Source organism: Microbispora sp. NBRC 16548, from assembly GCF_030268985.1.
Lineage (GTDB): Bacteria > Actinomycetota > Actinomycetes > Streptosporangiales > Streptosporangiaceae > Microbispora > Microbispora catharanthi.
Map to the genome: position 1 here is coordinate 22,330 of NZ_BSSF01000015.1, position 20,919 is coordinate 43,248.

General features: G+C 71.3%; 22 protein-coding genes. 13 read left to right on the forward strand and 9 right to left on the reverse strand.

The window, feature by feature from the left end:
* Positions 1-37: 37 nt before the first annotated feature.
* Positions 38-193: a hypothetical protein gene (locus QSK36_RS33400; protein ID WP_285785137.1), complete on the reverse strand. Its 156-nt coding sequence runs from the start codon at positions 191-193 to the stop codon at positions 38-40.
* The gene (locus QSK36_RS33405) at positions 190-510 is read right to left on the reverse strand and encodes a TetR/AcrR family transcriptional regulator C-terminal domain-containing protein (protein WP_285785138.1); all 321 of its coding nucleotides are present in this window, start codon (positions 508-510) and stop codon (positions 190-192) included. Before QSK36_RS33405 ends, QSK36_RS33400 begins: the two co-directional genes overlap by 4 nt.
* On the opposite strand from QSK36_RS33405, the gene QSK36_RS33410 reads away from it, so the two are divergent.
* Together QSK36_RS33410 and QSK36_RS33415 are read left to right on the forward strand one after the other, a co-directional pair.
* Positions 481-783 (forward strand): FAD-dependent oxidoreductase, encoded by a 303-nt coding sequence (locus tag QSK36_RS33410; RefSeq protein WP_285785139.1) that lies wholly within the window; start codon positions 481-483, stop codon positions 781-783. The genes QSK36_RS33405 and QSK36_RS33410 overlap by 30 nt on opposite strands.
* 17 nt (positions 784-800) lie before the next feature.
* Positions 801-1,640, forward strand: a complete 840-nt coding sequence (locus tag QSK36_RS33415; RefSeq protein WP_285785140.1) for an alpha/beta fold hydrolase — start codon at positions 801-803, stop codon at positions 1,638-1,640.
* A gap of 189 nt (positions 1,641-1,829) precedes the next feature.
* On the opposite strand, the gene QSK36_RS33420 is transcribed toward QSK36_RS33415, so the two are convergent.
* The gene (locus tag QSK36_RS33420) at positions 1,830-3,068 is read right to left on the reverse strand and encodes a serine hydrolase domain-containing protein (RefSeq protein ID WP_225898885.1); all 1,239 of its coding nucleotides are present in this window, start codon (positions 3,066-3,068) and stop codon (positions 1,830-1,832) included.
* A 346-nt stretch (positions 3,069-3,414) separates the two neighbouring features.
* On the opposite strand from QSK36_RS33420, the gene QSK36_RS33425 reads away from it, so the two are divergent.
* Both QSK36_RS33425 and QSK36_RS33430 read left to right on the forward strand, forming a co-directional pair.
* Positions 3,415-3,969, forward strand: coding sequence for a dihydrofolate reductase family protein (locus tag QSK36_RS33425; protein WP_183544247.1), 555 nt, complete (start codon positions 3,415-3,417; stop codon positions 3,967-3,969).
* Positions 3,970-4,006: 37 nt separating this feature from the next.
* Positions 4,007-4,516, forward strand: a complete 510-nt coding sequence (locus tag QSK36_RS33430) for a DinB family protein (protein WP_285785141.1) — start codon at positions 4,007-4,009, stop codon at positions 4,514-4,516.
* An 18-nt stretch (positions 4,517-4,534) separates the two neighbouring features.
* Here QSK36_RS33430 and QSK36_RS33435 read toward each other — a convergent pair whose 3' ends face one another.
* Positions 4,535-5,839 carry a M50 family metallopeptidase gene (locus QSK36_RS33435; protein ID WP_183544251.1) on the reverse strand — a complete coding sequence of 435 codons (1,305 nt, stop codon included), beginning with the start codon at positions 5,837-5,839 and terminating at the stop codon, positions 4,535-4,537.
* Positions 5,840-6,029: 190 nt separating this feature from the next.
* Here QSK36_RS33435 and QSK36_RS33440 point away from each other — a divergent pair, with 190 nt between their 5' ends.
* Entirely contained in the window at positions 6,030-6,635 is a 606-nt protein-coding gene (locus QSK36_RS33440; protein WP_139576477.1) for a response regulator transcription factor, read from the forward strand.
* 4 nt (positions 6,636-6,639) lie between these two features.
* Here QSK36_RS33440 and QSK36_RS33445 read toward each other — a convergent pair whose 3' ends face one another.
* Positions 6,640-7,752 (reverse strand): PP2C family protein-serine/threonine phosphatase, encoded by a 1,113-nt coding sequence (locus tag QSK36_RS33445; RefSeq protein ID WP_183544252.1) that lies wholly within the window; start codon positions 7,750-7,752, stop codon positions 6,640-6,642.
* A 117-nt stretch (positions 7,753-7,869) separates the two neighbouring features.
* Between QSK36_RS33445 and QSK36_RS33450 the strand changes: the two genes are divergently transcribed.
* Together QSK36_RS33450 and QSK36_RS33455 are read left to right on the forward strand one after the other, a co-directional pair.
* Complete coding sequence (locus QSK36_RS33450) at positions 7,870-9,099, forward strand: GNAT family N-acetyltransferase (protein ID WP_285785142.1); 1,230 nt, start codon at positions 7,870-7,872, stop codon at positions 9,097-9,099.
* Positions 9,100-9,153: 54 nt separating this feature from the next.
* Entirely contained in the window at positions 9,154-9,315 is a 162-nt protein-coding gene (locus QSK36_RS33455) for a hypothetical protein (RefSeq protein WP_161628053.1), read from the forward strand.
* 22 nt (positions 9,316-9,337) lie between these two features.
* Here the strand turns inward: QSK36_RS33455 and QSK36_RS33460 are convergent, their stop codons facing one another.
* A complete protein-coding gene (locus QSK36_RS33460; protein ID WP_139576480.1) occupies positions 9,338-9,808 on the reverse strand; it encodes a ribose-5-phosphate isomerase in 471 nt (156 codons plus the stop codon).
* A 107-nt stretch (positions 9,809-9,915) separates the two neighbouring features.
* Here QSK36_RS33460 and def point away from each other — a divergent pair, with 107 nt between their 5' ends.
* Complete coding sequence (gene def / locus QSK36_RS33465) at positions 9,916-10,404, forward strand: peptide deformylase (RefSeq protein ID WP_183544256.1); 489 nt, start codon at positions 9,916-9,918, stop codon at positions 10,402-10,404.
* 4 nt (positions 10,405-10,408) lie between these two features.
* Here the strand turns inward: def and QSK36_RS33470 are convergent, their stop codons facing one another.
* Both QSK36_RS33470 and QSK36_RS33475 read right to left on the reverse strand, forming a co-directional pair.
* Positions 10,409-11,815 (reverse strand): aldehyde dehydrogenase family protein, encoded by a 1,407-nt coding sequence (locus QSK36_RS33470; protein WP_285785257.1) that lies wholly within the window; start codon positions 11,813-11,815, stop codon positions 10,409-10,411.
* A gap of 95 nt (positions 11,816-11,910) precedes the next feature.
* Entirely contained in the window at positions 11,911-12,519 is a 609-nt protein-coding gene (locus QSK36_RS33475; RefSeq protein ID WP_285785143.1) for a mycothiol-dependent nitroreductase Rv2466c family protein, read from the reverse strand.
* 182 nt (positions 12,520-12,701) lie between these two features.
* Here QSK36_RS33475 and pepN point away from each other — a divergent pair, with 182 nt between their 5' ends.
* From pepN to QSK36_RS33495, 4 genes are all read left to right on the forward strand, one after another.
* Entirely contained in the window at positions 12,702-15,266 is a 2,565-nt protein-coding gene (gene pepN / locus QSK36_RS33480) for an aminopeptidase N (RefSeq protein WP_285785144.1), read from the forward strand.
* Positions 15,267-15,495: 229 nt separating this feature from the next.
* Positions 15,496-16,047, forward strand: coding sequence for a LemA family protein (locus QSK36_RS33485; RefSeq protein ID WP_183544261.1), 552 nt, complete (start codon positions 15,496-15,498; stop codon positions 16,045-16,047).
* A gap of 2 nt (positions 16,048-16,049) precedes the next feature.
* Complete coding sequence (locus QSK36_RS33490; RefSeq protein WP_285785145.1) at positions 16,050-17,510, forward strand: DUF2207 family protein; 1,461 nt, start codon at positions 16,050-16,052, stop codon at positions 17,508-17,510.
* A 9-nt stretch (positions 17,511-17,519) separates the two neighbouring features.
* On the forward strand, positions 17,520-18,491 hold the full coding sequence (locus QSK36_RS33495; RefSeq protein WP_182900126.1) for a hypothetical protein: 972 nt from the start codon (positions 17,520-17,522) through the stop codon (positions 18,489-18,491).
* A gap of 3 nt (positions 18,492-18,494) precedes the next feature.
* On the opposite strand, the gene QSK36_RS33500 is transcribed toward QSK36_RS33495, so the two are convergent.
* The gene (locus QSK36_RS33500) at positions 18,495-19,922 is read right to left on the reverse strand and encodes an amidase (protein WP_285785146.1); all 1,428 of its coding nucleotides are present in this window, start codon (positions 19,920-19,922) and stop codon (positions 18,495-18,497) included.
* Positions 19,923-20,117: 195 nt separating this feature from the next.
* On the opposite strand from QSK36_RS33500, the gene QSK36_RS33505 reads away from it, so the two are divergent.
* Positions 20,118-20,897: a nuclease-related domain-containing protein gene (locus tag QSK36_RS33505; RefSeq protein ID WP_285785147.1), complete on the forward strand. Its 780-nt coding sequence runs from the start codon at positions 20,118-20,120 to the stop codon at positions 20,895-20,897.
* The last annotated feature ends 22 nt before the right edge of the window (positions 20,898-20,919 follow it).

The window sequence follows — 20,919 nt, forward strand, 5'->3', positions numbered from 1 at the left end:
GGTGGGCACGTGGACGACGCTGGACGGCCCGGAAAGGTCAGGCACCCACGATGCCGCCGATACTGCCGGTGATGACCGTCGGCTCGTAGCCCGACGGCGGCGGGCTGGTCGGCCACGCCAGGAACATCCGCGCCCGCGAGGAGTGGTCCGTAGACGGCGGGTGGCGGGGCGGCCCGGCCGAAGCCGACGTCAAGACGGCAGAGTTCCTCTGACACCGGCGATGATCAATTCGAGGCCGTCGGGGAAGGCGCGGTCCCGGCGCTCTCTGGGCCAGCCGTCGACTCCGGTCTTGCGGGCCTGTTCTTCGATCGTGTAGCCGTTGACGTAGGCCAGGACCGTGTCCACGGCGATGGTGGCCGTGTCGGCGGGGACACCCGCGGCGATCAGGGCGGCGATGAGACGCCTGAAGGTGGCGACGGCCTCGTCGCCCGGGTGGTGGAAGCCGGATACGACCTGCGGGACCTGGTACGCAGCGCCGACATGAGTGGTGTGGGCCGCTCCAAGGTCCACGACCGCCCGATGCCGCCGTGGCAGGTGGGCCGCGTCACGCTGCTGGGCGACGCGGCCCACCTGACGCCGGCCAGCGGCGGGAACGGCGCCGGCACCGCGACGCTGGACGCCGTACGGCTGAGCGTGCGGCTGGCCGGGGTCGATCAGGGCCGGCGGGACCCGATCTCGGCTCTGGACGAATACCAGCACGACCTGCTGGAACGCGGGAACACGGCGGTGGAGGCCGGCAAGCGGGCGATGCGCCTGTTCGTCCCGGTTGTAGGCGCGCGATGAAGGATTCGCCGCGCACCGTGCGCGAACAGGTTCGTTCGGCCGACGGGACCGTGATCGGCTACCGCCGCAGTGGCCACGGCCCCGGGCTGATCCTCGTACACGGCGCGATGCTGGCGTCGCAGCACTTCACGAAGCTCGCCGCCGCCTTATCGACCTCGTTCACCGTCTATGTGCCCGACCGGCGCGGACGTGGGCTGAGCGGCCCTCACGGCGCCGACTTCAGCGTCACACGGGAGGTCGAAGACCTCCAGGCGCTCGTCACGGCGACCGGCGCGTCGCAGATCTTCGGCCTGAGCGCGGGCGCGCTCGTCACCCTGCATACGGCCCTGGTCACGCCCGCCCTTGACCGGATCGCCCTGTATGAGCCTCCGTTGTCTATCGGCGGCTCGGTGCCGACGGACTGGGTGGCGCGCTTCGACCGCGAGATCGCTGCGGGAGGATCCGCGTCCGCTCTGGTCACGGGGATGAAAGGCTTGGACGCCGAGCCGTCGTTGTTCACCAGGACCCCCCGCTTCGCCCTCGTGCCGCTCCTGGCGATCGGCGCGCGCCTGCAGGGCGACGGATCCCCCGATGAGGTGCCGGTCGAGGCGCTCATCCCGACACTGCGATTCGACGTACAGGTGATCAGGGAGACGGCCGACACGGTCATGGACTATGCGGCGCTCGATGCGCGGGTGCTGCTCCTCGGCGGTACGAAGAGCGCGGCGTACTTGCGTCTCGCGCTCCGGAAACTCTCCGAGGTGCTCCCGCACGCGCGAAGCGTCGACCTGCCGGGGGTCGGGCATTCGGGGCCGGAGGACGACGGAGCCCCGCTCGTCGTGGCCCGGGCTCTGCGTGAGTTCTTCGGCGCGCGATGACGGGCGCGCGATGACGGGCGCGCGATGACGGGCGGAGGCCGTCAACGGCACCCGCGCACCCGGCGGCACCGCACGTAGCCGGCAGTGGCGGCTGATCACCGGCCCACGTGACGACCCGGCACGGTACGCGGACCCGCCCGGCGGCCACGGGCGAATTCGCCGGTGGCCGCCGGCGGCGGGTGGCGGAGGTCAGAGCCCGTAGCTGGGGAAGAGGTTCGTCGTCGGCCAGGAGCCGACGGCGTTCGCCGCCTGGTGGAGCAGGGGGTCGATGTCGCCGTAGCCGAGGCCCGAGGGGTCGTCGCGCTGGTCGAAGAGCACCACCCAGCTCAGCCGGTCCCACCGCCGGACCATGAGCGTGGAGGTGCCCGGGAGCGAGCCGTCGTGCCAGGTGTTGAGGCCGCCGGTGACCTGGCGGACGAACCAGCCGAGGCCGTAGTACCAGCCGTCGGGGTCCACGATGGCGGGCTGGGCGAACATCTGCGTGATGCTCGACGAAGTGAGCAGTCCGGGGGCGTCGAAGATCGTGGTGAACTTCGCCATGTCGACGGCCGAGGAGAGCCAGCCCCCGTGCGCCGCCATGTTCTCCAGGTTGAAGGCGCCGTACTGGAAGGGCACAAGGGCTCCGGAGGCGTCGAGCACGGTCGTCCCGCTGTACTGCGAGGAGTAGGTCACCTCCGTCGGCTGCCGCAGGCTCTGCGCGGTGCGGCCGAGGACCATGCGCTGGATCCCGACCGGGGAGAGCACGTTCTGGCGGACGTACGTGTCATAGGGAAGGCCGGTGACCTTCTCGATGACCTTGCCGAGCAGCATGTAGCCGTAGTTCGAGTAGGCGAAGTGGGTGCCGGGAGGGGCGTAGAGCTCGAACCTCGACGTGTAGTCCATGATGTTCGCCTGCGTCACCGGCAGCGGCACGTGGAGCTGGTCCCTGATCGCGAAGTCCTGGAACATCGGATCGAATGACTTGTCGCGGTCCCAGCCGCCGACGTGCTGGAGCAGGTGGAGCACGGTGACGTCGCCGAGGTCGGAGTCGGCGGCGGTGCTGAGCCCCAGCATGGGCGCCACCTTGGCGGACAAGCTCAGCCTGCCGTCCTGAACGAGCTTCATGATCGCGGTGGCGGTCACCGGCTTGCTCATGCTCGCCACACGGAACAGCGAGGTCGGCCCGGCCTGCAGGCCGGTGTTCTCCGTCCAGTTGTAGCCGCGCGCCAGCACCAGCCTGCCCTGGCACACCACCGCCAGCGACGCGTACGGGATGGCACGGGCCTGCATGAAGCTCTTGAGCGTGTCGTCGAACGGCTGCAGCGCCGGGGCGCTCTGCCCAGTGACGCTCCATGTGCGGGTCGCCGCGGCCGCGGGACGGGCCTGTACGGCGGCCACCCCCGCCGCGACGCCGGCGAGCAGCCGGAGCGAGTCCCTACGAGTCAGCATGACAATTTCCCCCGATCTTGGTCAAATCTGCCAAGGGATGATCATAAAGTCACAAATTGATCTCTGTCAGGAACTCTCACACACTCGTCCATGCGAGGATCATGAGCGGCCGACGCAACCGACCTCGGGCTTTCACGGAAAGTTCGAGCGCAGCTGGAGCGGTGGCGCCGACCGCGGGCCGCGCACAACCTCGGGAAGGTCGTGGCCGACCTGGCTCTCACGCTGTTGGGTGGAGACCGCACGGCCGCCATCGCGATGCTGCGCGCCATGACCCTGGAATGCCGCGAGATCGCGTCCTGTCTCGGACAATGCTGAGCAGAACCGGATGGGCTGAAGGGGTCACGCCGTGGCTGAACTCATAGCGGACTTGTTCGTGTCGATGGACGGCTTCGCCGCCGGCGTGGACGTGGGGCCCTTCTTCGGCTACGCGGGTCCCGGCCTCGACGCCTGGATACGCGAGGCGACCGAGCAGCCGCAGCTGATGCTCATGGGGCGCGTCACCTATGAGGCGCTGGCGGCCATCTCGTCCGCGGCCGCCGACGAGGCGAGCACCCGGATGAACGACCTGCCGAAGGCCGTCTTCTCCAACACCCTGCGAGAGCCGCTCGCCTGGAAGAACACCCGGCTCGTACGCGGCGACCTCGCCGAGCGGATCACGGCGCTCAAGCAGGAGTCGGACGTGCCGCTGCGCTCGATCGGCAGCCTCACGCTGGTGAGAAGCCTGATGGAGCTCGGGTTGGTCGACCGGCTCCGGGTGATGGTCTTCCCCCTGACGTTGGGCGGCGACGGCCGGGAGCCCGCCTACGCCGGCTACCCCCGCACCGGGCTGGAACTGGCCGGCACCAGGGTCCTCGACTCCCGCGTCGTCCTGCTCGAATACCGGCCGGCGAGCTTCACTTGACATGACTCCGCGCCGCGGCTTGGGGCAGGATGCCAGGATGACCGACACACGTATCGATCCCCCTGTCGTCGCGGGAGAGCGCGCGATGCTGCGCGCCTGGCTGGACTGGCACCGTGAGACCCTCGCGGTGAAGTGTCAGGGCCTCACGGAGGAGCAGCTGCGGCTGCGCTCCGTGCCGCCCTCCAGCATGTCGCTGCTCGGCCTCGTACGGCACATGGCCGACGTGGAGCGCTCCTGGTTCCGGCGGCGGCTGAACGGCGAGGACCTCGGCGGCATCTACTACAGCGACGACGACCCGGACGGCGAGTTCGACAACGTGGACACCGCGTCCGCCGAGGACGCCTTCGCGACCTGGCACGCGGAGATCGAGCACGCGCGGGCGGCCGAGGAGGCCTGCGCCGACCTGGACGCGATGACGAAGACGGACCGCCAGGGCGTCCACTACTCACTGCGCTGGATCATGTGCCACATGATCGAGGAGTACGCCCGCCACAACGGCCACGCCGATCTGCTGCGCGAGCGCATCGACGGGGCGACGGGCGAGTAGCCCCCTGCCCGGCGGGGCTCAGCCGGACAGGCGGACCGGGTTGACGAGGTCGGCGTAGATGAGAAGGCCGCCCATGACGACCAGCAGGGCCGCCATGACGTACGTCAGCGGGAGCGCCTTGGCCACGTCCACGTAACCGGGGACGGGCCGACGGCGCACCCGCGCGAAGGCCCGCTTGACGCCCTCCCACAGCCCGCCGGCGATGTGGCCGCCGTCCAGCGGCAGCAGCGGGATCAGGTTGAACATGCCCACGGCGAGATTCAGCCCGGCCAGCAGGTTGATGAAGATTTCGATCTTGTTTTCGACCGAGAGGTCCGAGGCGGCGATCTCACCGCCGATGCGGCCGGCCCCGACGATGCCGATCGGCCCGTTCGGGTCGCGTTTCTCGCCCGAGAACGCGGCGTTCCACACGCCGACCATCTTCTTGGGGATGTTGACCATCGCGACGGCGGTGCGCTCGGTCAGGTCCCACATCTGCCCGACGACGTAGCCGGGGCCCTTCTTCTCGACGACGGTGGTCGGGCTCACGCCCAGGAAGCCGACGTTCTTCTCGACCTTGTCGGGATCGGTCAGCGAGGGCATGTCCTGCGCGATCAGGTCGACACTCACGTCGACCCGCTGCCCGCCCCGCTCGATGCCGAGCGTCGTCACCCCCGAGCCGTGCTCGCGGATCAGCCGCTGCGCGGCCTCCCAGTCGGCTACCGGCGCGCCGCCGACGGCGACGATGTGGTCGCCGGGCCGCAGACCGGCCTTGGCGGCGGGCGTCAGGGGATCGCTCGGCCGGCAGTCGCGGTGCTCCGCCTCGGCTGCGGGGATGGCGCACTTGGACACCGAGGACACGACAGGCGTCAGCTCACGGACGCCGAAGCCCATCATCACGACCGCGAACAGCACGAACGCGAGCACGAAGTTCATCGCCGGGCCGCCGGCCATGATGATGACCTTCTGCCACCAGGGCTTGCGGTAGAAGACCCGGTCCTCGTCACCCGGCCGGATATCCTCGGATGCGACCGCCCGCGCGTTCTCGATCAGGCCCTGCCAGGGACCCGTGGAGACGCTGCGCAGCTTGCCGGGCGCGTCGGAGGGACGCGGCGGGAGCATGCCGATCATGCGGATGTAGCCGCCGAGCGGAACCCACTTCACGCCGTATTCGGTCTCGCCCCGCCTGCGTGACCACATCGTGGGCCCGAAGCCGACCATGTATTGGGTCACGCGGACGCCGAAGAGCTTTGCGGGCACGAGGTGCCCGATCTCGTGAAGCGCGATCGAGACCAGCAGACCGACGAAGAGGATCCCGAATCCGGCCACGAAGAGCCAGCTCATCAGCGCGTACCCCCGAATCGGAGAAGGTGCCCTGGCGGACGAAGCACCCTTCGAGCGTAGCCCACCCGCACGAGGGTGAAGACTTTTCCGGGACGGGTGCGGCTTGCCCATGTGTGACCGATTGGGGACACTTCGTTGACAGTACGCAATTGGTCGATCACCCTTTGAGAGACGTCCAGAGGGGAGCATCTTGATCCGGATCCTGGTGGCCGAACACCTTCCGTTGGTACGGCGAGGCCTGGTCGCGTCCCTCGACGGGGAGGACGACCTCCGGGTGGTCGCGGACGTCGGGTCGGGCGAGGACATCGTGCCCGCGGCCCTGGACGTGCGGCCGGACGCCGCCGTCATCGACGCGGACCTGCCCGGAGTGGACGGGCTCACCGCGGCCGCGCGGCTGGGAGAGAAGGCGCCACGCTGCCGCGTGATGCTGCTGTCGGCGCAACCCAGCCCGGGTCACTTCAAGCGGGCATTCGCGGCGGGCGTCCTCGGCTACCTGAGCATCGAGGTGGCCCCCGAGCATCTCGCCGACGGCATCCGCCGGATGGCCGCCGGGCGCCGGGTCGTCGACTCCGAACTGGCGGTCGCCGCGCTGGAGGCCGCCGACTGCCCGCTGACGCCGAGGGAGCACGAGGTGCTGCGGCTCGCGGCGGGGGGCGGGCACTCGAAGGACATCGCCGCCGAGCTGGGCCTGTCCGTCGGCACCGTGCGCAACCACCTGTCGCGCATCCTCGTCAAGACGGGAGCGCGCAACCGCGTCGACGCCGTGAGAATCGCCACCGACTCCGGCTGGCTGTAGGAACTCAGGGCCGCCAGATCAGGACGAGCGCGCAGTCGTCGTTGTGGCCGGAGGACATCGACTGGACGAGCTGCCGGGCCTTGTCGCGGAATCCCGACGGCAGCAGCCGCTCGGCCTCGCCCAGCAACCGGTCGAGCCCGGCGTCGATGTCCCGGCCGGGCTGCTCGATCAGCCCGTCGGTGAACAGCATGAGCGCGTCGCCCTTGCGCAGCACCCCGCTGTCGGTCTCGCAGGCCAGGTCGGGCACCACGCCGAGCACGACGCCCTTCGCCGTGGAGACCCGCCACGTGCCCGATCCGGAGTCGAACCGCACCACGGGCGGGTGCCCGGCCGAGGTGATCGTGTACTCCCCCGTGGACAGGTCGAGCTCCAGGTGGACGGCGGTGACGAAGCCCTCGTCGCCGAGTTGGCGGTGCAGGTAGGAGTTGCACGCGACGAGGAAGTCGTCCACCGAGCCGAGCAGGCCGCCGAAGGTGCCCGACAGCATGAGCGCGCGGGTTCCCGCGTCCACGCCCTTGCCGGACACGTCGACGACCGCCACCCGGACCCGGTCGCCCTCCCGCATCGAGACGACGAAGTCGCCGCCGAACGACGACCCCCCGGCCTGCTTCAGCACCACCTTGCCGCCCCAGTCCTTGGGCAGCGGCGGCAGCTCGCTCTGCCGCTTGAGCCGGTCGCGCAGTTCCAGCAGCATCGCGTCGCCGCGCAGGCCCTGGACGCCGAGCTTGCCCCGCGTCCGCGCCATCGTCCAGGCCAGCGCGGCGGTGAAGGCCATCGTGATCAGCAGGCCGGGCCCGACGCTGAGCACTCCCCTGATCGGTCCCATGTACGCCAGAGACGCCACGACCACGCACAGCAGGATCGCGAGGCTGCGCAGCCGGAGCTGGAGGCCGCCGATCAGCGTGAAGAGGATCAGCAGCGAGGGCGAGAACCAGTACGGCGACACCTCCGCGTCGAGCACGCCGATCACGACGGTGAGCACGACGAGGGCGATGAGCAGGTACCGGTCCTTCGACCAAACCTTCCTGGCAAAACGGACCAACGGCACCAGGAGTGGCACGCGCGCCAGGAGCGCGCGCAGCCGAGGAGGGATCAGCGGCGCCGGACGGGAAGTCATGATGGCCTCGACTGTATCCGGACATCCCAGGTGGCGGCACCTGCTTGACCAACGTCTAGATCATCCGGCACGGATATTGGGTCGCCTCACCCGGTGGCCCGCTTCTACGGTGATTCGATGAGCATCACCGTACGCCCCATCGGGGAATCCGAGTGGCCGGCCTTCGTCGCCGTCGACTACGAGGCATTCAGTGCCACCTATCCCGTGGAGATGGCCGACCGCTGGCGCGAGGTCCTGGAGTTCGACCGCCTGCTGTCCGCCTTCGACGGCGATCTGATGGTCGGCTGCGCCGGCGCGCTGTCCTTCGAGATGACGGTCCCCGGCGGGCCGATCCCCGTGGCCGGCGTCACGTCGGTGGGCGTGCTCCCCTCGCATCGCCGCCGCGGCGTGCTGACCGCGCTGATGACCCGGCAGTTGCACGGCCTGCAGGAGGACGGGCGTGAGGCCGTGGCCGCGCTCTACGCCAGCCAGGCGGGCATCTACGGGCGTTTCGGGTACGGCAGGGCCGCCGACACCTTGTCCTTCCGCATCCCCACCCACGGCTCGGCCTTCACGCGCTCGGCCCCCGCCGATCCCGCGCTGCGCCTGCGCGTGGCCGGCCCCGCCGAGGCGCTGCCCGGCCTTCGGCGGGTCTACGACGCCGTACGGCCCGGCCGTCCCGGCATGTACGCGAGGTCCGACGGGTTCTGGCGGACTGAGGTCATCCCGGACACCGAGCACGACCGGGGCGGGATGGGCCCGCTGCGCTGCCTGCTCGCGGAGGACGCGACGGGGGCGCGCGGCTACGCGCTGTTCCGGGCGAAGGCCGACTGGAACGAGCACGCCGTGCCGGACGGGGAGGTCCGGCTCCTGGAGCTGATGGCCTCCGATCCCGCGGCGTACGCGCTGGTCTGGCGCGGCGTCCTCGACCGGGACCTGTGCTCGGTCGTCCACGCCGGGCGGCGGCCGGTGGACGACCCGATCATGCACCTGCTGGCCGAACCCCGGCAGCTCAACGCGGTCTGGTTCGACGATCTGTGGATCCGCCTGGTGGACGTGGACCGGGCCCTGGCCGCCCGCGCGTACGCGGCCCCGGCCGACCTGGTGCTGGAAGTCGAGGACGAGGTCTGCCCGTGGAACGCCGGCCGCCGGCGACTCGTCACCGACAAGGCGTCCTGCGAACCGACCGGCGCGCCCGCCGACCTCACGCTGCCGGTCGACGTGCTGGGGGCGGCGTACCTCGGCGGGCGGCCCCTGCGGGCGGCGGCGGACGCCGGGCTGGTGCGGGAGCACCGGCCGGGGGCCCTGCGCGAGCTGTCGGCCGCGATGGCGTGGGACCCGGCCCCCTGGGGCTGCCGGGTGTTCTGAGACGCACCGCCGACAGCCGGGGCGCGGGCGTCGAAACCGCGTAGGCTTCGAGGCATGGCGCTGCAGAGTTTGCAGATCACCGCGATCACGGCCATGCGGGCCCGCGACGTGTCCCGGCCCACGTCCGAGCAGCAGGAGGCCGCCGACCAGCGGCCGCTGCGCGACGAGACGCCCCGGCGGGAGCCCCGCCGGGGCCGGGACAGGGACACCCACTAGCCAGAGGTACAGCCAGAGGTGCTCAGGCGGGCAGCGGCGGCAGTTCGCCGGTGGTCTCGTAGTCGGCGAGCTGGCGGATCCGCCGGGCATGCCGCTCGGCCCCGGAGAACGGCGTGGCCAGGAAGAGGCCGACGAACCTGGCGGCCTCCTCCGGCGTGTGCTGGCGGGCGCCCAGGCTGATCACGTTGGCGTCGTTGTGCTCGCGGGCCAGCTTCGCCGTGTCCTCGTTCCAGGCGAGGGCCGCGCGCACCCCCCGCACCTTGTTGGCGGCGATCTGCTCGCCGTTCCCCGAGCCGCCGATCACCACCCCGAGGCTGCCCGCGTCGCCGGCCACGCCCTGCGCGGCCCGCAGCACGAACGGCGGGTAGTCGTCCTCCGCGTCGTAGACGTGGGGACCGCAGTCCTCCACCTCGTGGCCCTGCTCCTTCAGCCAGGAGACCAGGTGATTCTTCAGCTCGTAGCCGGCATGGTCGGCACCGATGTAGACACGCACGGCACAAGTTTCCCAGAAAGCCTCTGGCGAAGACGACCCCGGGCTCCACTAAAGTAATAGCCAAGACGGGCCTCCGTCCCTTACACCTCCGGCCTGACAGGAGTGTCATGCGCGAGCTTCGTTATGTCGGCGACCCGGTCCTGCGCACCCCCGCGGAACCGGTGACGGACTTCGACCGCGAACTGCGCCGGCTGATCGACGAGATGTTCGCGGTCATGTACCAGGCCGACGGCGTCGGGCTCGCAGGGCCGCAGATCGGCGTGGGCCGGCGGCTGTTCGTCTACGACATCAGCAACCGCAAGGGCCACGTGATCAATCCGGAGCTGACGATCGACGACCCCGAGCAGGTCGTCGAGGAGGAGGGCTGCCTGTCGGTGCCCGGCAAGGAGACCGGCAAGCCCCTGTACGCCCCGACCGCCCGCGCCGCCGGAGTGACCGTGCACGGGGTCGACAAGCTCGGCCGGCCCGTCGTCGTCAAGGCCCGGGGCATGCTCGCCCGGTGCTTCCAGCACGAGTTCGACCACCTCGAGGGCATGCTGTACGTCGACCGGCTGGGCAAGGACGAGCGCCGCAAGATCCTCCTGCAGGCGCCCTGACGTCCTACAGCTGGATGGCCTTGACCTCCAGGAACTCGTCCAGGCCGAACTCGCCGAGCTCGCGGCCGATCCCGGAGTGCTTGTAGCCGCCGAACGGCGCCATCGTGTTGAACCGGCCGCCGTTGATCGCCACCTGCCCGGTGCGCAGGCGGCGCGCGATCGCGAGCGCCTTGTTCTCGGTGCCCGCCCACACCGCCCCCGACAGCCCGTACGGCGTGCCGTTGGCGATCTCGACGGCCTCGTTCTCCGACGCGAACGGGATGATCGACAGCACCGGGCCGAAGATCTCCTCCTGCTCGATCGACATGCCGGGCGAGACGCCCGCGAAGATCGCGGGCTCGACGTAGTAGCCCCGTTCCATGGGGTTGTCGGTCCCGCCGAGCACGAGGCGGGCGCCCTCCTCCTGGCCGCGGTTGATGTACCTGACGACCCGGTCGCGCTGGGCGGCGGACACCAGGGGCCCGAGGCGGGTGCCCTCGGCGAACGGGTCACCGGGGACGTAGGCGCCGGCCGCCTCCACGGCGAGCCGCACGGCGTCGTCGTACTGGTCCCAGTGGACGAGCATCCGGGTCAGCGCCGAGCAGGTCTGGCCCGAGTTGAGGTAGGCGCCCGCGACCCCGTTCTTCACCGCCTTCTCCAGGTCGGCGTCGGGGAGGATGATGTTCGCCGACTTGCCGCCCAGCTCCAGGGCCACCCGCTTGACCGTCTCGGCCGCGAGGGCCGCGACCCTGCGGCCGGCCCTGGTGGACCCGGTGAACGAGACCATGTCCACGTCCGGGTGGGCGGCGATGGCCTCGCCGACGACCGGCCCGTGGCCGCTGACCATGTTGAACACGCCGGGCGGCAGCCCGATCTCGTGGAAGATGTCGGCCAGCGCGTACGCCGCGAGCGGCGCGACCTCGCTCGGCTTGAGCACGACGGTGCAGCCGGCCGCGAGGGCCGGGGCCACCTTGCACACCACCTGGTGGAGCGGGTAGTTCCACGGCGTGATCGCGCCGACCACGCCGACGGGCTCCCGCACGATGAGCGAGTTGCCCACGCGGCCGCCGTCGAACTCGTACCGCTTGGCGAGGTCGGCGTAGGAGGCCAGCACCTCGGCGGGCATCAGCGTCTGCACCTTCAGCGCGAGCGTGAGCGGGGCGCCCATGTCGGTGGCGATCGTCGCCGCGATCTCCTTGGCACGCTCCTGCAGCAGCCCGGCCGCCGCCCCCAGGAACGCGGCGCGTTCCGCCGGTTCCAGGGCCGACCATGCGGGGAAGGCGGCGCGGGCGGCGGCGACGGCGGACTCGACGTCGGCGGGCGCCCCTGCGGGCACCCGGTCCACGACCTCCTCGGTCGCGGGGTTGACGACGTCGACGGCCTCGCGGGAGGAGGACGGGACCCAGGCTCCGTTCACGTAGAGGTGACGCATGTCACTCATCCTTGCGCCTCCGCTGTCAGATGGCGAGCCTTCCAGCGGAAACCTTTCCGGTCGGTTCGCGCGAGGGTGAAGGAGCCTGTGAAGTCTCAGGAGAAGATCGGGTCGCGGGTCCTCGACCTCTTCAGCTCGAAGAAGCCGTCGGTGCCGGCGACGAGCAGGACGCCGTCCCACAGGCGCGCGGCGGCCTCGCCCCTGGGGATGGGCGACACGACGGGGCCGAAGAACGCCGCGCCCTCGACGGCGATGACGGGCGTGCCGACCTCCTGGCCGACCAGGTCGATGCCCTCGGCGTGCGAGCGCCGGATCGCCTCGTCGTACTCGTCCGAGTCGTGGGCGGCCACCAGCGCGGGGTCGAGCCCGGCGGCGGTGAGGGCCTCGGCGATCGTGTCCCGGTCGCGCTCGCGCCCCTCGTCGTGGAAGCGCCTGCCGATCTCGGTGTAGAGGTCGCCGAGGACCTCCTCGCCGTACTTGTCCGCGGCGGCGGCCAGCACCCGTACGGCGCCGAGCGTCTGCTTGACCCGCTCGCGGTAGTCGGCGGGGATGTCCTTGTCCTCGTTCAGCACCGCCAGGCTCATGATGTGCCAGCGCACGTCGACGGGACGGAGCGCGGCCACCTCGTGGATCCAGCGCGAAGTGATCCACGCCCAGGGGCAGGCGGGGTCGAACCAGAAATCGACAAGCTTTCGGTCGGACACTGTGGCACCCTCTCGAACGGACTATGGTTCCCTCGGTCGTCAACCCGGGCAGGAAATCTCCTATTCCAGGTAGGAGCGATCTCGAATCCGCCGTGTCGCCGCGACGTGGCAGGATTCATGCAATCCCTGACGCGACGGGGCGGCGGGGATCGGGGGCATTGATCATGCGATGAGGAGCGGGTGTGGCAGGGAATCTGACACGGGACGAGGCTCGGGAGCGTGCCCGGTTGCTCTCCGTCCAGTCCTACCAGGTCGAACTCGACCTGACGGAGGGCGAGGAGCGGTTCGAAAGCGTCACGACGGTCCACTTCACGTCGGACCGCGAGGGGGCGGACACGTTCATCGACCTCCACGGCGCGCACGTGCGGAAGGTCGTGCTCAACGGCAGGGAGCTGGACGTCAGCACCTACGACGCCGAGAAGGGCCGCATCCCGCTGCCGGGGCTGGCCGGGCACAACGAGCTGCGCGTGGACGCCGACTGCTCCTACATGCGCACCGGTGAGGGCCTGCACCGCTTCGTCGACCCCGTGGACCAGCAGGTCTACCTGCACAGCCAGTTCGAGACGGCCGACGCGCACCGGATGTACGCCTGCTTCGACCAGCCGGACCTCAAGGCGACCTTCGAGCTGACCGTCCTCGCCCCCGGCGACTGGGAAGTGGTGTCCAACGCCGCCCCCGACGCGGCCGAGGCGCTCGAGGAGCACCGCGGGCGGCACGGCACGCTGCAGGCCGCCAAGCGCTGGCACTTCCCGCCGACCCCCGTCATGTCGACGTACATCACGGCCCTCATCGCCGGGCCGTACGCGGTCGTGCGGGACGAGCACGACGGGATCCCGCTCGGGATCTACGTGCGGCGCTCGCTCGCGCAGTACCTCGACCCCGACAACATCTTCGAGGTCACCAAGCAGGGCTTCGACTTCTTCCACCGCGTCTTCGGCCTGCGTTACCCCTTCGGCAAGTACGACCAGCTGTTCGTGCCGGAGTTCAACGCGGGCGCCATGGAGAACGCGGGCGCGGTGACGTTCCTGGAGGACTACGTCTTCCGCTCGCGCGTGACCGACGCGCTCATCGAGCGCCGCGCGGAGACGATCCTGCACGAGATGGCGCACATGTGGTTCGGCGACCTCGTCACCATGCGCTGGTGGGACGACCTGTGGCTGAACGAGTCGTTCGCCACCTACATGTCCGTGCTGTGCCAGGCCGAGGCCACCCGGTGGGGCCAGGGCGCGTGGACGACGTTCGCCAACGTCGAGAAGGCCTGGGCCTACCGGCAGGATCAGCTGCCCTCCACCCATCCCATCGCCGCCGACATCCCGGACATGCAGGCCGTCGAGGTCAACTTCGACGGCATCACGTACGCCAAGGGCGCCTCGGTGCTCAAGCAGCTCGTCGCGTACGTGGGGCTCGACAACTTCCTCGCCGGGGTGCGCGACTACTTCAACGAGCACGCCTGGAAGAACACCACCCTGCAGGACCTGCTGTCGGCGCTGGAGCGCACCTCCGGGCGCGACCTGTCGTCCTGGTCGAAGGAGTGGCTGGAGACCTCGGGCGTCAACACGCTGCGGCCGTCGTTCACCACCGACGACGAGGGCCGGTTCCTGAGCTTCGACGTGCTGCAGGAGGCCACTCAGGAGCACCCGACGCTGCGCTCGCACCGGGTGGCCATCGGCCTGTACTCCCTGCGCGACGGCGTGCTGACCAGGACCAAGCGGGTCGAGCTCGACGTCGTCGGTGCGCGCACGGCCGTGCCCGGGCTGGTCGGCGAGGTCCAGCCCGACCTTGTGCTGGTGAACGACGACGACCTCACCTACGCCAAGATCCGGCTCGACGAGCGGTCGCTGCGCACCCTCGTCGGCGGCGGGATCACCGCGTTCACCGAGTCGCTGCCCCGCGCGCTGTGCTGGTCGGCCGCCTGGGACATGACGCGGGACGCCGAGATGGCCACCCGCGACTACGTCAAGCTGGTCGTCTCCGGCATCGACTCGGTGCGCGACATGACCGTCCTGCAGACCGTGCTGCGCCAGGCCCGCCAGGCCGTCCAGCAGTACGCCGACCCGGCGTGGCGGGCCACCGGCCTGGCCGAGCTGGCCGGCGCGCTGCGCCGCTTCGTCGCGGCGGCCGAGCCGGGCTCCGACCACCAGCTGGCGTACGTCAACGCCCTCGCCGCGACCGCCACCTCGTCCGAGGACCTGGCGTTCCTCAAGGGCGTGCTCGACGGCACCGAGGCGCCCGAGGGCCTGGCCGTCGACGCCGACCTGCGCTGGACGCTCATCCAGGCGCTCGTGTCCGGCGGCGTCCTCGGCGCCGGGGACATCGACGCCGAGCTGGCCAGGGACGCCACGGCGACCGGCGAGCGCTCGGCCGCCACCAGCCGGGCCTCGATCCCGACCCCGGAGGCCAAGGCCGAGACCTGGACGACGATCGTGGGAGGGAAGCTGAGCGGCGCGCTGCTGCGCGCCACGATCCTCGGCTTCGTGGACCCGCACCACCCCGAGCTGCTGGAGCCCTACTCCGACCGGTACTTCGAGGAGGTCGGCCGGATCTGGAGCGAGTGGACCTCCGACATGGCGCAGAACTTCGCCATCGGCTGCTACCCCGCGCTGCTGATCCGTCCGGAGACCGTGGCCCGCACGCAGGACCACATCAGCGCCAAGCAGCCGCCGCACGCGCTGCGCCGCCTGCTGCTTGAGGGCGCGGACGGCGTCAGCCGGGCGCTGCGCGCCCGGGCCCGGGACGCCTCCGCCTGATCCGCGTCCGGCCGCACGATCACGATCCCGAGGGCCCCGGCACACCGCCGGGGCCCTCGGGCGTGCCAGGGGACAGGTGGCGCGGCGGGCGGGAGCATGAAAGCGGGGCGGGAGCTTGAAAGCGGGGCGCAAGCCCGGTGCAAGGCATCGGAGGTGCCATGGGCGCGCCGGGCCGTTCACAGGGTGAACGGGCCGGGACCACCGTCCGTGCAGAAGGCCCGTGATCGCCATGATCCCCATGATCGTCATCCTCGCCGTCGTGGCCGTCCTCGTCGCGACGCTCGTCTCCGCCTACAACCGCCTCGTACGCGCCCGCAACAACGTCGACAACGCCTGGGCACAGATCGACGTGCAGCTCAAGCGCCGCTACGACCTGATCCCCAACCTCGTGGAGACGGTCAAGGGCTACGCCGCCCACGAGCGGGCCACACTGGAGGCCGTCGTCGCGGCGCGCTCCCAGGCCATCGGCGCCCGGGGCCCCGAGGAGCGGGCGGCGGCCGAGAACATGCTGTCCGGCGCGCTGAAGAGCCTGTTCGCGGTGGCAGAGGCCTACCCCGACCTCAAGGCGAGCGCCGTCTTCGCCGAGCTCCAGGAGGAGCTGGCCACCACGGAGAACCGGATCGCCTACTCCCGGCAGTACTACAACGACGCCGTCCTGACCTACAACAACGCCATCCAGACGGTTCCCGCCAACATCGTGGCCGGCATGACCGGCTTCACGCCCCGCGAGTACTTCCGGGCGCCCGGCGAGGAGCGCGGCCCCGTGCAGGTCAGGTTCTGATCATGGCCTTCTGGATGGCCGCGGCGGCGGCGACCGGCCTGTGGCTGCTGCTCCTGCTCGCGCTCGCCGTGGCGACGAGGAACCCGGACGTCGAGCCGAGGCCGGCCACCGGGGAGCTCGCCGGGCAGTCCCCCGCGGTGGTCGACCTGATCACCGGCGACTGGCGGTTGTGTGACGAGGCGGCCTCCGCCACCCTGCTCGACCTGGCCGCCAGGGGCGTCGTGGCCGTCGAGGAGATCGGCCCCGAGCTGTCCCTCGTACGGCTGCGCGGAGAGCCGGGCGGCCTGAGGCCGTACGAGCGGCTCGTCTACGACCACGTGCGCGCGCTGGCCGTCGACGGCGTGGTGGCGACCGGGGCGCTGGCCGAGGGCTCGCGCGACCTGCGCCGGTGGTGGAAGAGCTTCCGCAAGAAGGTGATCGTCGAGGCGCGGGAGCAGGGTCTGTCCCGGCCGCGCTGGAGCCGGGCCCACGCGCTGCTCCTCGGCGCGGCGGCGGTCGTCCCCGCCGTGGCGATCGGCATCGCGGTCTCCGTCGACGACGCCCGCGCGAACCACGACGGCGGGCCCGGCGCGGCGATCGTGTCCTTCGCCCTGCTCGTGGCGTTGATGGGCAGACTGAACGGGGAGCGCGGCACGGCCGAGGGGGCCAGGGCCGCCGCGCACTGGCTCGGCGTCCGCGAGCACCTGCGGGCGACCGGACGGTTCGCCGAGCAGCCCGCCGCCTCGGTCGCGATCTGGGGCCGCCACCTCGCGTACGCCTCCGCGCTCGGGCTCGCGCCGCGGGCCGTCGGAAGCCTTCCGGTCAGCACCCCTGCGGACGACAACCGGGCCTGGTCCGACTACGGCGGGATGTGGCACGTCGTGAACGTCCGCTACCCCTCACGCCTGTTGTGGGGCCGGCCGCCGGGGGCGACGATCCTGCGGGGCCTCGCGGCCGGCTGGTTCGCCGGGTTCTTCACCTGGATCCTCCTGGTGGTCGCCACCGCCTTCGGCGTGTGGCCGGACGGGCTGGTCCTGCCCGCCGCCCTCGCCGTGGGCCTGGCGGTCGCCGGTCTGCCGGTCGTCTACGCGATCGTCGACCTCGGCGGCGCGGCGACCGTCGAGGGCCGGATCGTCCGGCTGCGCCGCTTCCGGGACGGCAGCAAGGCGAACGACGCCGCCAAGTGGACGTACTGGTGCGCGATCGACGAAGGGGGCTCCCGCGAGGTCAGGGCCATGGGCCTGAGCGAGGAGATGTGGCGCCCCCTGCGGGAGGGCGACAAGGTGCGGGCCGCGGCGGGGCGCCGCCTCGGCTGGATCAGGAGCATCGAGGTGATCGAGGACTCCCGGCTGCGGGCCTCTTACGACGACACGGGCGAGCATCTGGTGGACGCGCCGGAGAACCTCGGCGAGGTGCGCGTTCTGCCCGACCGCCCGCCGCCCACGTGGGATGGCCGGGCGGATGACCGCCGGCGCCCTGAGTAAGGTCGTCGGGTGCACTCAGCCCACGACCTGTTGATCGCCCTGGCCGGGAGGTACTCGTTCGGCGACGTCGGCGCGCTCGCGCCGGCCGTGCTCGGGGAGGGCGGGCGGGCGGCCCTGGTGGCGTCGGTCTGCGAGTTCGGCCAGCGGCTGCTCACTCTCGACGCGGAGGACTTCCACACCGAGATCGACGCCCAGACGGTGCCGGCCGACCTGCGCAGGCGCGCCCGCGCGTGCCACATGCCGCAGACACCGAGGGAGCAGCCGCGCGGCGCGCTCGACTCGCTGCGGCCGGCGTACGCGCTGCTCCTCGAGGTCGTCGAGGCCCGCTGGCGGCGGCGCGAGCTCAGCTCGATGATCGCGGCCGTGCACATCTGCAGCGAGTATCTCCCGCTGCTCGCCTTCGAGCCCGCGCTCGGCCACGCGGGCGACCCGGTTCGCTGGCCGGAGGGCCTGCGCGCCCCCGGCAGCCGGTTCGGGGTCATGCCCGACCGGGAGTGCGACCATACGAGGGCGGAGCGGTCGGCGGCCGAGCGGACGCTCCGGGTGGCCGTGGAGCCGCCCGCGGGCTGGCGGGCCTACTTCGACCGGCAGCACAGCCAGGTGGCGGGGGCCCTCGCCACCTGCGCGGGCCGATGCCGCACCCCCTGCCCCGCCCTCGACTGGGTGCCGGACCTCGACGGCCTGTCCGCCCGTTGCCGGATCGCGCTGGCGTTCGCCGAGACCCCGCTCGTACGGCTGCGCCACGCCGCCCCCGTCGGCCACGGCTTCGGCGTGCCGTCGCCGGAGGAGGTGCTGGAGGCGTGGGAGCGCAGCCGCGCCGCGCTGGCCAAGCACGAGGCGGCAGCCGCGGTCACCGCCGACGACGGCTTCCCGCTGCCGGGGCTTCCCGCCCTGTTCTCCGCCGTCGCGGCGGCGCCGGTGCGGCCGGCCACGCTGCTCGCCGACGTCTCGGCGTACGTCGTCGAACTGCTGCGGGGATAGCCGTCACCAGACCGGCGGCCTGCGGTCCCCCCAGAAGCCGCCGACCGATGCCTCCACCTGGGACGACAGCGAGATGAGCGTCCCCTCGTCGCCGTACCTGCCCGCCAGCATGACGCCGATGGGGAGGCCGTCGGGCGTCCAGTAGAGCGGGAGGTTCACCGCGGGCTGGCCGCTCACGTTGTAGATGGCCGCGAAGGGGGCGAAGCGCATCATCCGCTCGAACGTCTCCTCGGGCGACTCGACGTCCTCGAACCAGCCCACGGGCACGGGCGGCTGGGTGACGGTCGGCGAGAGCACCGCGTCGTAGGCGTCGGTCACGAGCAGCGCGAACCGGGTGGCGAGCTGGAGCGTCGACTGCGCCTGGAGGAACTCGGGGGCCGTGATCGCGTGGCCGCGCTCGCGCAGCCACGCGGTGAGTGGGCGCAGCTTCGGCTCCAGTTCCTCCGCCACGGGGTGCATGCAGGAGAAGCTGAACCACATCTTGACGAACTCGGGCACCACGTCCGGGCCGAACGGCGGCGCGATCTCCTCGACCTCGTGGCCGAGCGACTCCAGCACCGCCGAGGCGCTCTCGTACGCCGCCAGCACGTCGGGGTGGACCTCCGCGCCGGGCACGGCGGGTGTGGCGAACCTGGCGATCCGCAGGCGGCCCGGGTCGCGCCCGGCGTAGGCCGAGAACGACCCGAGCGCCGGCGCCGGGGCGTGGTAGAGGTCCCCGGGATTGTTGTGGGCCATGACGTCCAGCAGCGCCGCGGCGTCGGCGACGTTCCTGGCCAGCGGCCCGTTGGTCGACAGCCCCGCGAGGTCGGGCATGATCGGGGCCGCGGAGATGCGGCCACGGCTGGGCTTGATGCCGTACAGGCCGCAGACGGAGGCGGGGATGCGGATCGAGCCCGCGCCGTCGCTGCCCTGCGCGGCGGGCGCGAGACCGGCCGCGACGGCGGCCCCCGCTCCCCCGCTCGATCCCCCGGCCGACCGCGTGGTGTCCCACGGCGTGCGGGTGGGCTCGTGCAGGTATGTCTCCGTGTAGCAGGGCATGCCGAACTCGGGGGTGCTGGTCTTGCCCAGCATGATCGTGCCGGCGTCCCGAAGGCGCTCGACCATGCTGTCGTCCGCGGGCGCGACGAACCCCTCGTACGCGGCCGAGCCGAAGTAGACCGGCACGTCCTTGACGAAGTTGAGGTCCTTGATGGGGATCGGCACGCCCAGCAGCGGAGGCAGGTCGTCAGCGTCGCCGGCGGCGAGCCGGGCCTCCTGCTCGCGGGCCTGGGCCAGGGCCCGGTCGGCGGTCACCGTGACGAACGCCCCCAGGCCGGGGTTGAGCCGCTCGATGCGCTCCAGGTAGTGCTCGGTGATCTGGACAGGAGAAAGTTCACCCGTACGTACGGCTGCCGCCTGCTCAAGGGCGGTAAGATCGTGAATGTGCGCCACGCTACCGAACGGTAGGTCCTCGGGCGACGGATATCTAGAGAAGATACCCGCACTTCCGCGCAACGAATCGGCTCAAGCAGGCCACAAAAGTATGAACCATCCAACACTAGGCAAGCCGCTGACGGCTCAACTACCGTGAGTGATGTGGATACCGGTCTAGCGCCAGAAGACGGTCACGATACGTCACCTATATGGGTGAGTGACCAATCGTCAGAGCAGGCGGAACGCCCTTCGGCGCCACCTGAGGCGCCGGCGTCTCCCACGTACGCTCCGGTCGAGCGCACGTCGCTGAGCAGCCTGTGGCAGGACACGCGATACCGCCACCTGCGCCGCCGGGCCGTGATCGCGGTCGCGGCGGGCGTGGTGTTCGGCGTGCTCTTCGGCAGCTGGCGGCTCGGGCTCACCGCGGCCATCCTCGCGTGCGTCGCCGACGCCGTCTACCGGGCGAGGACGGTCTCCTCCATCCCCGCGTGGCGGCGCGCCTCCGCGGCGGAGCGTCAGACGGAGGCCCAGCTCAAGAAGCTGGAGCGCAACGGGTACAAGACGCTGCACGCCCGAGCCATCCCCGGCAGCGAGGCGCAGATCGACCACCTGGTGGTCGGGCCCACCGGCGTGTACGCGGTGGACTCGGAGAAGTGGGACAAGCGGCTGCCCGTACGGGTCCAGTCGCACCGCAAGCTCTTCCACGGCCCGTTCAACCAGAAGCCGCGGCTCGACGAGGCCCGGTGGGAGGCGGCGCAGGCCAGCGACCTGATCAGCAAGGCGCTCGGCCGGGAGATCACCGTGGTGCCGTCCCTGGCCATCTACGGGCCGCCGATCCCGTGGCGCATCCTCAACATCCGTGAGGTGGACGTCTTCTCCGGCGGGCTGGTGCGCAAGTGGATCACCAAGCGGGAGAGGTCGCTCACCACCGCGGAGATCGACGCGATCTACCGGGCCGCCGAACGCGTGCTGCCCTCGCGGTATCCCGAGTAGACACGTCCCGACTCGTGGACAG

Bases quoted from the DNA above. Each gene is read 5' to 3' on its own strand.
- QSK36_RS33410 (WP_285785139.1), top strand. From the start codon at position 481: ATGAGTGGTGTGGGCCGCTCCAAGGTCCACGACCGCCCGATGCCGCCG.
- QSK36_RS33420 (WP_225898885.1), bottom strand. From the start codon at position 3,068: ATGCTGACTCGTAGGGACTCGCTCCGGCTGCTCGCCGGCGTCGCGGCG.
- QSK36_RS33430 (WP_285785141.1), top strand. From the start codon at position 4,007: ATGACCGACACACGTATCGATCCCCCTGTCGTCGCGGGAGAGCGCGCG.
- QSK36_RS33435 (WP_183544251.1), bottom strand. From the start codon at position 5,839: ATGAGCTGGCTCTTCGTGGCCGGATTCGGGATCCTCTTCGTCGGTCTG.
- QSK36_RS33445 (WP_183544252.1), bottom strand. From the start codon at position 7,752: ATGACTTCCCGTCCGGCGCCGCTGATCCCTCCTCGGCTGCGCGCGCTC.
- QSK36_RS33450 (WP_285785142.1), top strand. From the start codon at position 7,870: ATGAGCATCACCGTACGCCCCATCGGGGAATCCGAGTGGCCGGCCTTC.
- QSK36_RS33455 (WP_161628053.1), top strand. From the start codon at position 9,154: ATGGCGCTGCAGAGTTTGCAGATCACCGCGATCACGGCCATGCGGGCC.
- def (WP_183544256.1), top strand. From the start codon at position 9,916: ATGCGCGAGCTTCGTTATGTCGGCGACCCGGTCCTGCGCACCCCCGCG.
- QSK36_RS33470 (WP_285785257.1), bottom strand. From the start codon at position 11,815: ATGCGTCACCTCTACGTGAACGGAGCCTGGGTCCCGTCCTCCTCCCGC.
- QSK36_RS33485 (WP_183544261.1), top strand. From the start codon at position 15,496: ATGATCCCCATGATCGTCATCCTCGCCGTCGTGGCCGTCCTCGTCGCG.
- QSK36_RS33490 (WP_285785145.1), top strand. From the start codon at position 16,050: ATGGCCTTCTGGATGGCCGCGGCGGCGGCGACCGGCCTGTGGCTGCTG.